This window comes from Chryseobacterium sp. 'Rf worker isolate 10', assembly GCF_050753305.1.
In the GTDB taxonomy this organism is placed as follows: domain Bacteria; phylum Bacteroidota; class Bacteroidia; order Flavobacteriales; family Weeksellaceae; genus Chryseobacterium.
The window spans coordinates 378,117-391,509 of sequence record NZ_JBOZOF010000003.1 but is presented as its reverse complement, the minus strand read 5'-3'; the positions used below and the strand labels follow the sequence as shown (position 1 = coordinate 391,509).

Sequence of the window (13,393 nt, the reverse complement as noted above, 5' to 3'; positions counted from 1 at the left end):
TTATCACTTTTTATATTTGCAGATTAATTTAAAGGCTACACATCTGTTTGTAGATATGTTTACTACTCAGAATGAGTATTCTGAAATTTTAAACAAAATTCAAATAAAACACGTCAAGTTTCGTCGCATCCGCGCTATACTTTTGTCCTATAAGAAAATAAGAAATATGGACAAAGTAACCTTAGAACGAATTCAAAAACTTCACCCGTTGGTAAGAGATGAAGTAAAACAAATTATACAGGAATGCGATGAAGCACTCACCGGAAGAGCCAAAATAAGAATCACCCAGGGGTTAAGATCTTTTGAAGAACAGGAAAAGCTTTATGCGATCGGAAGAATTACGTCAGGAAAAAAGGTAACCAACGCTAAGGCAGGACAGAGTATTCACAACTATGGTCTTGCCGTAGATATGTGCCTTATGATTGACGGAAAAACAGCAAGCTGGGATACCGTAAAAGACTGGGACAATGATAAAGTGGCCGACTGGTACGAATGTGTAAAAATTTTTGCCCGCCATGGCTGGGACTGGGGTGGAAACTGGAAAACATTTAAGGATCTTCCCCACTTCGAAAAAAAGAGTATTCCGTCTAAAAAAGGTCCTGTAAAAACCAGTTGGAGAACTCTTTTGAAGCTGCCAAGAGACCAACAGAATTACGTTATTTTTTAGTATCATTTATTTGAAATTAAATATAATACGACACGTTCTGTCGCTTCCCCAGCCTACCTTTGCTTTATAAGAAAACAACGAAAAAAGCAATGAAATCTAAGTATGGAATCTCATCATTTTTTGAAAAACCAGTGGGTTCTGTAGATTTAAGATTGCATGTGTCCTTTTAACAAACCATTAAAAATATCACATGAAAAAGACAACCATTCTTTCTTTGGACGGAGGTGGAATAAGGGGAATCATCACCTGCATTATTCTGCGTTACATAGAAGAACAGCTCCAGTATTATGATAAGCCGACTGCCAAGCTCGGAGATTATTTTGATCTGGTAGCGGGCAGCAGCACCGGAGGTCTGATTGCTTCTATTATTTTATCTCCTGATGAAGCCCGAAAAGCAAAATATTCTATTCAGAAAGGCTTAGAATTATATGCTGAAAAGGGCGGCGACATTTTCCAGGTTTCTTTTTGGGAAAAACTGGTTAATCCATTCGGATTATTGAATGAAAGAATTTCCCAGGAAGCTCTTGAAAAAAACTTAAATGACTTTTTTGGAAATTTAGAATTAAAAGAATTAATAAAACCATGTTTAATAACGAGTTATGATATCGAGAACAGAAGAGCTAAGCTTTTCAACTCATGGAAAGCCCACCTCAGCACAGATAACTTTTTTGTAAAGGATATCTGCAGAGCAACTTCAGCGGCTCCTACTTATTTTAGCCCTGTGCAGATCAAATCCATGTATGGACAGATCTTCAGCCTGATTGACGGAGGAATGTTCGCTAATAATCCTGCACTTTGTGCTTATGCAGAAGCAAGGAAAATTCCTTTTGCAGAAGTGTTGAAAAACCATCAGAAAGCTAATCATCCGACTGTAAACGACATGATCATCGTGTCTATTGGAACAGGAATTGAAGCAAGACCTTATCCTTTCAAAAGACTGGAAAAAGCTGGAAAAATTGGCTGGGTAAGCCCGATTATAGACATTTTAATGTCTGCCAATGCAGAAACAGTAGATTATCAGCTGGAACAGATGTTTCAAACCCTGGGACTTAGAAACCAGAAGAACTATTACCGCCTGAATCCTTCTCTGAAAAACGCCTCTCCAGCAATGGATAACGTAAGAAGATCGAATATTGAAAACCTGATCCAGGCCGGATTGAGCTATATTGATGACAATAGAGAAATGTTGAACCAAATTGTTCAAAAACTCATCAAAAATAAAATATAAGCTTTTTACCTTATAAACACCCAATATAAGCTTTAGAAATTATATTTTAAAATTGGAAAATATTTTTTAAACACGTCAAGTTTTGTCGTTCTCCCCTACTACCTTTGGAGTATCAAAAAGACACAAAACAACAATCCATAAAAACTTTTAAAAGCCTTTGAATTCAACATTCACACATGCTGAACAGCCAAAAATATGTTCAAAATATAACCAACACCTTACAACACAAAACATGGAAACACCTAATCACAATACCCATATACTCTTCGATGAAGATCTCTACACCATAGAATGGAGCGACATCGAAAATGCAGAGATGGATTATGAAAACTATCTCAATGACATTGAAAACTTCTTCAGAGAAGATTTTGAAGAAGGAGTGCTTGAAGAAGATACTTTTTAATTAAAATAATAAAAACACGACAAGTTCTGACGCTGTCCGCCATTACCTTTGAAATCTCTATAATACACGCACAGCAATCTCATTAAACAATCTCAACACCTTTGAATTCACCATTCACAAAATGCTGGACAGCCAGAACTATGTCTGAAAATATAGTAAAAGTGGCATCCTCCACTAAAAAAGGATAGAACAATCAATTTATTAACCAACAAATCACACAAAGTTTTATGAAAACAAAAGAAGAATTAAAACTCTATTTCGAAAATGGAGATATCCCAAAGCAGGAAGACTTTTGGGAATGGCAGAACTCTTATTGGCATAAGAATGAAAAATTACCCAACAGTTCTCTCGAACTGCCCACTTATGAAGAATTTGTATTTTCTCTTACAGACAATACAGAAATTGTGGGAATCGGGAAAAGAATTGTATTTCCCGAGGGAATTAAAGTTATTGGCACAGTACCAGGGGGTCCTAGTTTCCAGTATCAGCCAGCGGCAAAAAACATTATTACCAGGGTAACTTTTCCAAAAACATTGGAAAAAATAAAATCGGTTGCGTTTAGCGGCCAATTTATAACCGGAACTTTAAAAATACCTGGCTCGTGCAAAATAATTGAAGCATCGGCATTTTCTAGTGGAAGTTCCAGAATATCTGAACTCATCTTAGAAGATGGCATAGAAACGATTGATAATTATGCTTTTCAACTTTCTGGAGCTACAACAATTACAGAATTATACATTCCAAAGTCCGTAAAATCGGTAGGGCAAGGCGCATTCAATATCCCTTCCTTAAAGAAAGTTTCTGTGAAACAGGGTTTAGATATCAGTAATGCAGGTATCCCAGCAACAGCAACCATCTTATACTACGCAGACATCTAACAATTAACAACATGAAAACAAAAGAAGAATTAAGACTCTATTTTGAAAATGGAGATATCCCCAAACAGGAAGATTTTTGGGAATGGCAGAACTCTTACTGGCATAAAGACGAAAAAATTACCCAAAACTCCATTGAAAGCATTGAAAAGATAATACCCTTTTTCACAAATGACAATGAACTTCTTGGTTCTGCACTAGTAATTACCATCCCATCCAACACAAAAAAAATTATTAATGGTGCTTATATCTTTTCAGGAATGTCATACCAAATTGTGAAAGTAAATTTCAATGAAGGACTTAAAGTGATTGGACCTTCTGCTTTCAATCAGCAAAATATTAAAAGCGTTCGAACGCCCTCAACCCTTCAGGTTATTGAAAACAATGCTTTTGGCCAACAAGCTAATATGATTAATGGATCTGATTCAATAGAAGAAATTGTTTTAAATGAAGGTTTAATTAGCATTGGAGATTATGCTTTTAACTGCCCCAGAGCAACTGTTATAGAAACTTTATTTATTCCAGATTCAGTAAAAACGGTGGGGCAAAGTTCATTTTCTCTTCCTTCTCTTAAGAGTGTTTCAGCACCTGCAGGATTAGATCTAAGTAAGGCAGGTATTCCGTCAACAGCTACAATCACCTATAGATAAACTCAACAACATGAAAACAAAAGAAGAATTAAAGCTCTATTTTGAAAATGGAGATATCCCAAGGCAGGAAGACTTTTGGGAATGGCAGAACTCTTACTGGCATAAAGACGAGAAAATTGACATGACTAAAATCGCAGGTCTGGAAAACGGCTTACCTCGTTTTAATGACTTTTATGCTGAAATAGATGAAACCGGAAATGCTTCTCTGGCTCATTTAAGTGTCAAAAGAGTATTTATTAAAGCAGGAACATTGTCCATTCCTGACATGTTTCTCTCCAATACCGGCATATCGGAAGTATCAGTTCCCAATAGTGTAACTAAGATTGGAAAAGAAGCTTTCAGTAATAATCTTATTAAATCAATAAGTCTCCCGGCACAAATTAAAACCATCAGTGAAAGTGCATTTTCAAATAATCAAATCACAACTTTATCCTTATCTGAAGGTCTGAAAGAAATTAAAGATTCAGCTTTCAGCTATAACAAAATCAGTTCACTGTACATCCCATCTACAGTTGTTATGATTGGATCCAAAGCATTCAGCAACAATCCCGATTTACAATATGTAAGACTGGAAAGATCTACCCAATATTATGCTGATGCTTTTGGAACCCAAACTACAGTTGTTGGTGGAACTTTAATCAGTGACATGTAAATAAATAACACTATGAAAACAAAAGAAGAACTCAAACTCTATTTCGAGAACGGAGATATCCCAAGGCAGGAAGACTTTTGGGAATGGCAGAACTCGTACTGGCATAAGGATGAGAAAATCTCCACACAAAAAGTTTCAGGACTGGAGAATGGTACATATAATGTCATTTACGCTGAAATGGATAAAGATAAAAATGCCTCAATGGACTTTTTTCTAAAAAGAAAAGTAATTGTACCAACAGGAACTTTAAGAATTCCCAACTATTTTACAATGGGCATAATAATAACAGACATACAAATACCTGACGGTATCATAAGTATTGGAGAGAATGCTTTTTCAAGTTCACACCTTACTTCCATTACGATCCCTGATACAGTTATTGAAATTCAGAGACTTGCATTTACAAGTAATAAGATCACCTCGCTCAGGCTTCCTGAAAATCTATCCGCAATTGGTTACGGCGCATTTTCAGGTAATGAAATTTCAGATTTGTCCCTCCCAAAGAAACTTAAAGTCATCGAAGAAGCTTTATTCAGCTCTAATAAACTTACTTCTGTAACCATACCTGACGGCATTACGGAAATCAAAAATTATGCATTCGGAAATAACCTTATCACGTCTGTGCATATTCCTAATAGTGTTCTCAATATTGAGTCGGGAGCATTTTCAGGCAACAAGCTGACAGAGGTTGTATTAGGAGAAAACACCAAATATCACATGTATTCTTTTGATCCTGAGGTTCAGGTAACAGGAGGACAACTTATTAATTAAATTTTTTAACAAAATGAAAACAAAAGAAGAATTAAAAAAATATTTCGAAAATGGAGACATCCCAAAACAGGAAGAATTTTGGGAATGGCAGGAGTCATATTGGCATAAGGATGAAAAACTTCCTTTAGATAAAGTAGACTATGACTTTTCTAAAAAAGCAGATACAAACGCATCCAATCTAAGCCCACAGGATGCTCAGCTCTGGAAAAACAAAATCGAAACCCCTACCTCTATTCAGGCTCCACAACTGAACGGAAATATTTTAACTGTATTTTATACAGGAGAGAATGGTATCCAACAAAGCAAATCTGTGGATTTAGGTACTTTAGTCACCAATAATATTCATATTGAAAGAGCTGAATATGATGCTGCTCAAAACATCATCACCATTACCCAAAGCGACGGATCTGCCTTTCATATTAACCTTTCAGAATTCAGCATTATTCCTACTGCCAATGCAGATGGAAGTGTCACATTAGCTCAGGAAGGCCAGGATAAAGTAATTTTGAAAAAAGTAGCGCTCACAGGCAGCTATAATGATCTTTCGGATAAACCTTCTTATACCGGTAATGATAAATTACAAGATGTTATTAACAGAGGTAACGGAACAAACAATCCTATTATTTTCCAGCCCAGTGAAGGCAGAGCAGGTGAAATCAATTTCAGTTCCAAAACGTATTCTTTATGGTTTGGAAATATGAACACAGATCATACAGGAACTTATGGAGTCGGGATCGGATATAATGCTCTACCCAAACTAACAACCGGGCAAAGTGACATTGCAATTGGAGGGTTTGCAGGTGCAAACTTAACAACCGGAGACTGGAACACTTTTGTAGGTGTAAATAGTGGTTCACTTTTAACATCCGGAAGCTATAACGTAATGGTAGGAACAGAAGCTGGTAAGAATTCAACAACAGCTCTTGGATGTACTTACGTGGGAGATGAGGCAGGTGTCAAAAACATTGATGGAAAGTATAATACCACATTAGGAATAGGATCCGGTTACTGGCTGACACACGGTGTTCAGAATACATTCCTTGGAGCATTTGCCGGTCAGAATTACGGAAAAGTGACTACTTCAGGAGCTTGGGGTTCCAATACCTTTATAGGATATAATGCGGCTTCAACTACTCATGCGATGGGTGTTTGGGGAGATAATAACGTCGTTATTGGCTGTAATGCCCCATTGGGAGGTTCCACATTCAATAAGTTGGTTATTGAGTCTAATCCGGTAGCAAGACGTCATGATTTTGTTACTCCTTTGATTGGTGGAGACTTTGCCGCAAGAACAGTAGACTTTGACGCTGTTATTTCTGCAAAAAGAACTCCTTTAGCAGACAGTTCTTATACCAAAGTAGCAGTGCTGAATGATGGTAATGTATTTGGATATAAAAATCTATCAGACCTTACTGATTTTGTTCCACTTTCTGGTACAGCACCCGTTAAACCTATTACAGGAAATCTTGTCTTTGACAATACAAACGGAAACAGAGAATTAAAAGGAGCCGTTTATGGATCATATATTTCCTTCCTTGATGACGGGGTAATTGAAATCAACAATAACTACAATGCAGGAAGTAATGTAAGAATCTCAGGAATTGATTTTACGGGAACAGCCTACGGCTCTTCGGGAATGATTGGATCTTATTATTATGGAGATTCATATCAGGAAAATTCTTTTATCCAAAAGAAATATTCTGATAAACAGCATTCTTATACCACGAAAGAAGAAAAAACCGGTGGTTTATGGATCAATAATAAACCGGTCTATAAAAAGACATTATTCCTTGATCAGATCCCAAGAACCGGAGAATTTCCAATTGACAAAATTTTTGAAGATATGGAAGTGATTGTCTCCAACCAAATGTTCACAGAATGGTATGCACTGGATGTAGCATTTGCCGGAAATCAATGGATGACGAAAGCTTTCATCACACTGGAAAACAAAAAGGTAAGATTTGAACTTGCTGGTGTTTCTGATTATGATTACTCTCTGATCAATTCATTTGCTCTGACCCTTGAATACACCAAAAAAAATGACAGCCCGGTATAAGCACAATTCATTAAGTACACAAAAACAATACACACAATAAAAACAAAATATTAAAAAATGGCAACAAACGAAACAAATAACAGCGCACCACAAACCTTATTCAGATTTGTAAGCTTAAGAAATCCTGAATTAACAGAAACTAAAAAAGTAAATCTTGGATTCATTCACAGACCATCGCAGCTTACGACTTCTTTTGATACGGCAATTAATCCGGCAAGTACAGCTTTAGAAAAATTCCAGGCATTGGAACGCGCTGCTAAATCATTCAACACAGTTGGATACCAAAGCGAAATTGAAATTGAAGGCGGACCTCTTTTGGAAGCTCTTAAAATTGGTAGAAAAATTGCAAAGAAAGAAGCAATTTCTGTAGCAGATGAAATTACAGCTAAGAATCTGTATAATAGCAATGCTATCCAAACTAAAATGGGAGAAATCTGGGACAACCTTATTTATCAAACAGTTACCCAGGAAAATTTCTATGTTAAGGAAGCTTTGGTTCATATTTTAAGAGCTCTTCACTTTGGATATGTTGCAGACTTACCTTCCACACCGGAATTAATAAAAATCAATGGTGAGGATCTGAAAGCAAAAGCATTGGAAGCAAGAGTTGTTTTACCCATGAAATTGTTTGGAGACGGATACGAAGGAGAAGGTACTACATCAAACCCTTCCGGGAATGCTTTTCAGGTAAATATCTCTAAAATTGGAGAAGGAATTATCAACGGTACCACTCCACTTTCATTTTCAGTACAGCAGCAATTAAAAGCAGAAGGAGAAAGAATCTCAGAACTGTCTTATCTTACTTTTGAGAAAGATGGGTTGTTACAATTGAGATCTGAACTGGAGGCCACTCAGAAGTTATTCTATACGTTAAGAGCAAAAGCATATGATGCCGCTTATAAACAATATATGGATACCCATCAGGCTGATATTGAAAGATACAATGCTTTGCAGGAAAGCGTTAAAGCCCAGATTGCAAAAGGTGGTTTAACCAAGGAACAAATTGATGCTTTGTACGCTTCATTGGAAGCCTTAAAAGTTCCGCCATTCAAGTTTGAATATAAAAATGAAATTAATTTTGAAGATCTGAAAGAAAAACTTTCATTAGACTCTTTCAAATTATTTGTCAATATTTTCACAAAAGTAACCAGTGAAGAAAAACCTGAAGGCGGATTGGATTTCTCAACAATTACTGTTTTAAGTGAAAGAAAACTGCAGTTAGGAAGAATTGAAGTTTCCATTACTGACGAATTTGATACCTATCCGGAAATCTTTGAAAAGTTGGATGAAGAAACTACTTCAAAAGTTCAGACTTTATTCCAGAAATCACCAGCTCCTGAACAGACTTATGCCAGCGTAGGAGGAGTCTTGGTTCCTGTTGTTTCTAATTACAGTGCATCATCCCGAGTGGTACCAAGATCATATTATCTGAAAACATCATATGAACCCATCTACTCAAGAATGCCTGCAACAGCTACATTCTATTATCAGGCTGAAAGCAATGCATGGGGAGCAGCTTCTGTAAGAATTAATGCCAGCACAGATTTTGGTTTGTTTGAAGAAAGCTTCTCCAATATTGAAGTGGCAGATGGAAAAGTAGCATTACCTCTGTTCCTGGTTGATAAATTTGGTAAGTTCATCAGATCTATGGACATCAAAATTTATTTCAATAATGGAAAAGAAGCTTCATTAAGCCTTTCTGAAATTGAAATCAACAGAACCTTCACAGGAGTTCTTTATACTGAAGAGACTAAAGACGAAACGGAAAATCCATCTGAAGGTAACGGAGGATATAAGCCAGGAACTTTTATTCCTAAACATTTCGGCGTAAAAAGATTAGGTATTGCAGATTACCTGAAAGTTGTTCAGACAACTCATGCTTATGTTCCGGGTGAGGTAACTCATATCGAAAACATTATGGCAAAAGAGTTTAAACAAAAATCAACACGTAGGCTGAGAAGAAGTGAAATTCAGACCACTACTTCTAAGTCTACAGAGAGAGAAACTCTAAGTGACACAACTACTACAACCAGAAATGACATGCAGTCTGAAGTGGCAAATGTTATCCAACAGGATATTAATACAGAAGCACATTTCAGATATGGAGGTATGGGTAAATCTTTTGAAGTGGGAGGAAGCTTTGCTGCCAGAAACTCTAAAGAAAACAGTACAAGACAAGCTATTTCAAAATCTCAGGAAATTACAGAAAAAGCGACAGAAAGAATCCTTACCAAAGTAGCAGAAGAAAGAATTGAAAAAATCATTGAAGAATTTGAAGAAAACAATGCTCATGGTTTTGATAACAGAAACGGAAGTAAACATGTTGTCGGCGTTTACAGATGGGTAGATAAGAAAATGAAAAACCAGATTTTCAACTACGGTAAACGTACCATGTTTGAATTTATGGTTCCTGAACCTGCAAGACTTCATACTCTGGCAACAGCCGCTTCAAAATCTGATACATTAACGCCGCCTTTAGACCCAAGAACCGTTACCGGACAATGGAATATGCCAAGCGCTCAAAAAGCGACTCAGCAACAGATTGAATACTGGGCGAATTATTATAATGTAAAACTTACAGAACAGCCGAAATCTCCTATTAACCTTATTTTAGGAAAACAATGGGAAAAAGTAGATGGAAACGGAGAATTCAGACATAGACAAATTGATATTCCTGATAATTATGAAGCAAGTGCTGTAAAAATGTTCTATGGTTTCGAGAGAGACTCAAGAGGTAAAAGTGTTTTATATACAAGTAATTTTGCAGGAGGTACAGTAGCTTTGGAAAACTGGAATACTTCTATTGACAGTACAGCTTATTTTACACCTCAGAATGTAACCGGTTCTTATGACTTTGTATACAGATGTGAAAATATTGATTCTGTTAATATTGCATTCGAGATCACGTGCAAACTTTCTGCAGCATACATGACATCATGGTTCTTAGAAAACTTCACAGCAATTATCAAGGCTTATGATGAAGCTTATGCAATCTTCTTGGAGAAGAAAGCAGAAATAGAGAAAAAAGCGAAGGAAGAAGAAGAGCAGAATAAAGAAAAGCTTAACGCAAGCAACTTCTACCGTAACATGGAATCTGTCATTCTGAAACATAACTGTATTGCTTATCTATTACAGGATTATGCTTCACTGGGGAAAAACTTTACCAACGGAGCAGAAAGAATGCAGGACTTCAGTATTGTGTTAGGTGAAGATCTTGAGCAGTATACTGCATTGGCAAAATTCATGGAACAAGCCTTTGAATGGAGTATTATGGATTATACTTTCTATCCTTACTATTGGGGAGATAAAGCTAAATGGCAGGATATGTATCTGTCTCAAAGTACAGATCCTTTATTCAGAAACTTCCTGCAGGCAGGTATGGCCAGAGTAATTGTAACGGTAAAACCAGGATTCGAAGATGCCGTACAATTCTTCATGTCTACCGGAAGAATCTGGAACGGAGGTGAAGTACCGGTAATCGGAGATCCGATGTACCTAAGTATTGTAGACGAAATGCGTGAACCTGTAGGAATAAAACAAGGAAAAGCATGGATCACAGTACTTCCTACTTCTCTGAATATTTTACAGGAAGACTCAGCCGGATTAAAAACAGCGACTGCATTACCATTCTCAAAGGAAAACCCAGAAGATTTCGAAGTTCCTTCAGATGTAGTTACAGAAACTGAATTTTCTATTGTTGACTCTAAATTAAACTCAGGAGACGATAAGTTTGTAGACAAAATTGAACTTAACAACGGATTCCTTGAGCTGACAACGGATGATAATCCTAAAGAAGTTATCGCTTCATTACCATTATCTGAATTAAAGCAGGCATTGCAATAATTCTGTTGAATCATACTTCATGAGGCAGAGTATTTTACTCTGCCTTTTTTATTAATCTTTAAAATTATTAAAATGAAAAACACAGATTATAAAGATGTTTTTGATATTGGTGAAGAGGCTTTGTCGATGAAAAGCAAGTTTTCCACATTTTCTAATCCTTTATTTACAAATACCAATCCAGGAGAATCTATTCGGGGAATGAACAACGTAAGTCCTCTAGCCACGTATAAATTCTATAACCAAAACACTTCTGTAATCAACAACAAATATTATCCCTCTGCTAAAAGCTTTCAACAAGGAAACTCCAGTTTAGTAATAGATCCTAAAATTGATAAAAACGGTTTTTCTTTTTATAAATATGAATTTTTTTCAGATACAAATAGAAATGATATGGTTAATAGCAGTGAAAAATTGGCTTTTAAATTACTCCTATTTGTTTCAACTGACGGCAATAAGGTAAAAGAATGCTACGAAGTAGTAAAACCTGCTGAAGATGAAGTTATCTTTTTTCTGGAAACTGATGATGATACTTTAAGTGACGATGTTTTGTATGGAAGAGTTTCTGATAAAATAAAGAAAACATATACAGATCAGTCTTCAGGTAAAATATATAAAACTTTTTTTGACGGAGACATTATGGATAGAATTAATAAACATGCCAATAATGTCAGTAAAGAAATCATTGAAGAACTTTTTTTAAAAGGATATATTGAAAAAAAAGGTATTAAAGAAGGTTTTTTTACTTTTATCAGATATGTTATTATGAGCATTTCAGCTCCTGCAAAAGCTTTAGGATGGGTTTCTAATAAATTAGGACATGGCATTGATTTTCTTAAAATTCCGGATAGTATTTGGGATACGGAAAATCAGGATTATTTTTTTAAAAAAGATAGTTTAATCAAGGTTTTATCCATTCCTGATGGAAAACTAAAAATTGTCAAAGAACTATTTACCAATAAAGATGGATTTGATTTCACTGATATTTCTCCGGAAATAATTAATGATATCGTTGTTAATCAAGTCTCTGTAATAGAAAAATTTATAGAGAATTATAACAACTATGTAAAAAACGAAATTGAAGATATTTTTAAAACCTTGGAAAATCCTCAGATGCAGGAAAAAACCACTATCCTCTCTGAAAGAATAGCTTTGATTTGTGGGATATGGAACGGCGTGATTGATTTTGTATCATCAATTTTCAAATTCTTGGGGAGTTTACTTGAAGCGCCTTTTGATATCTCTTTGGATTTTCAGCACATTCTGGAAATGATGGATAATTTTTGGAATATGTTAAAATCAGGAACATTATTCACCAATATTAAAAATGCAGTCTATGAAGGAATTAAACAGATGACAGACTATCTAAGAAGTAAAAATTCCGATGATATGAATTGGGTCAGAATTTATTATATCGCCGGATTTACGATCTCCTTCATAGGAACATTCTTCATTCCCATTGCCGATATAGCAAAAGTTGCTGAGGTTGGGAAACTTGGAGAGGTTTTAACAAAAATAAATTCAGAAATAGGAAAAACTATTAGCCAAACCAGTAAATTTGTGAAAATTCAAACTGCGGATGCCTATAAAAAGGCTGGTAAGGCATTAGAAGATTTACTACTTCTTTTTAAAACAGGGGGACAAAAACTTCGCGACTTTATCAATAATATTTGGAAAAAGATTGCAGATTGGTTTCTGAAAAACAAGGATGTTATAAAACCTCGTTATGAAGAGATTGCAGACCTTACTTCTAAGGAGTTAGATTGGATGGCATCCCGAAATATTGGCAATTTAGGAGGAAACATATTAAAGGAAACTCAAATTAGAAAACTTAGAGGAACCTTAAAAAATAAAGGATTGACTTTAATTGTAGATGGGGACATTAATTCTATTACTAAGTTATATAAACCTGTTGGAGGATTCAAAACTTTTGAAGACCTAATGCTTTTTATGAAGTCTAGTATTCCCCCTAAGGTAGGGATGTTCAGCGCACAAACCGGTCAGCTAATCTTGACTAAAGAATGTACGGAAATCGTTGCATTCCACGAAATGTGTCATTTAAAGCACTTTGAAGAAGTAGGTGCTGAAGTATATAGAGGGTACAATAGATTAACAAAAGAAATGTATGTCTGGAAACAGATTATAGCCCAAAGAAGCAGATGGACAGAAGCAGAGCTAAACGATGCATTTAATTACATTAACAGAGTGAGAGTCAATGAGTATGGATTAAAACCATTAAAAATAAAATAAA

At 35.7% G+C, this 13,393-nt stretch carries 10 protein-coding genes; all 10 read left to right on the top strand.

Annotated features, from left to right (window positions below):
• The first annotated feature begins 166 nt into the window (after positions 1-166).
• The 10 genes from LKL37_RS16170 (at position 167) to LKL37_RS16125 (ending at position 13,392) form a co-directional block, all read left to right on the top strand.
• The gene (locus LKL37_RS16170) at positions 167-667 is read left to right on the top strand and encodes a M15 family metallopeptidase (protein WP_431611532.1); all 501 of its coding nucleotides are present in this window, start codon (positions 167-169) and stop codon (positions 665-667) included.
• Between the two features lie 190 nt (positions 668-857).
• A complete protein-coding gene (locus LKL37_RS16165) occupies positions 858-1,895 on the top strand; it encodes a patatin-like phospholipase family protein (RefSeq protein WP_431611531.1) in 1,038 nt (345 codons plus the stop codon).
• A 232-nt stretch (positions 1,896-2,127) separates the two neighbouring features.
• Positions 2,128-2,298, top strand: a complete 171-nt coding sequence (locus tag LKL37_RS16160; RefSeq protein ID WP_431611530.1) for a hypothetical protein — start codon at positions 2,128-2,130, stop codon at positions 2,296-2,298.
• A gap of 227 nt (positions 2,299-2,525) precedes the next feature.
• Positions 2,526-3,176 carry a leucine-rich repeat domain-containing protein gene (locus tag LKL37_RS16155; RefSeq protein ID WP_431611529.1) on the top strand — a complete coding sequence of 217 codons (651 nt, stop codon included), beginning with the start codon at positions 2,526-2,528 and terminating at the stop codon, positions 3,174-3,176.
• An 11-nt stretch (positions 3,177-3,187) separates the two neighbouring features.
• Positions 3,188-3,823, top strand: coding sequence for a leucine-rich repeat domain-containing protein (locus LKL37_RS16150; protein ID WP_431611528.1), 636 nt, complete (start codon positions 3,188-3,190; stop codon positions 3,821-3,823).
• Between the two features lie 10 nt (positions 3,824-3,833).
• A complete protein-coding gene (locus tag LKL37_RS16145; protein WP_431611527.1) occupies positions 3,834-4,475 on the top strand; it encodes a leucine-rich repeat domain-containing protein in 642 nt (213 codons plus the stop codon).
• A gap of 12 nt (positions 4,476-4,487) precedes the next feature.
• Positions 4,488-5,246, top strand: a complete 759-nt coding sequence (locus LKL37_RS16140; RefSeq protein WP_431611526.1) for a leucine-rich repeat protein — start codon at positions 4,488-4,490, stop codon at positions 5,244-5,246.
• Between the two features lie 13 nt (positions 5,247-5,259).
• Positions 5,260-7,302, top strand: coding sequence for a hypothetical protein (locus LKL37_RS16135; RefSeq protein WP_431611525.1), 2,043 nt, complete (start codon positions 5,260-5,262; stop codon positions 7,300-7,302).
• Positions 7,303-7,359: 57 nt separating this feature from the next.
• Positions 7,360-11,145 (top strand): hypothetical protein, encoded by a 3,786-nt coding sequence (locus LKL37_RS16130; protein ID WP_431611524.1) that lies wholly within the window; start codon positions 7,360-7,362, stop codon positions 11,143-11,145.
• Positions 11,146-11,217: 72 nt separating this feature from the next.
• The gene (locus LKL37_RS16125) at positions 11,218-13,392 is read left to right on the top strand and encodes a zincin-like metallopeptidase toxin domain-containing protein (RefSeq protein WP_431611523.1); all 2,175 of its coding nucleotides are present in this window, start codon (positions 11,218-11,220) and stop codon (positions 13,390-13,392) included.
• Position 13,393: the final 1 nt, after the last annotated feature.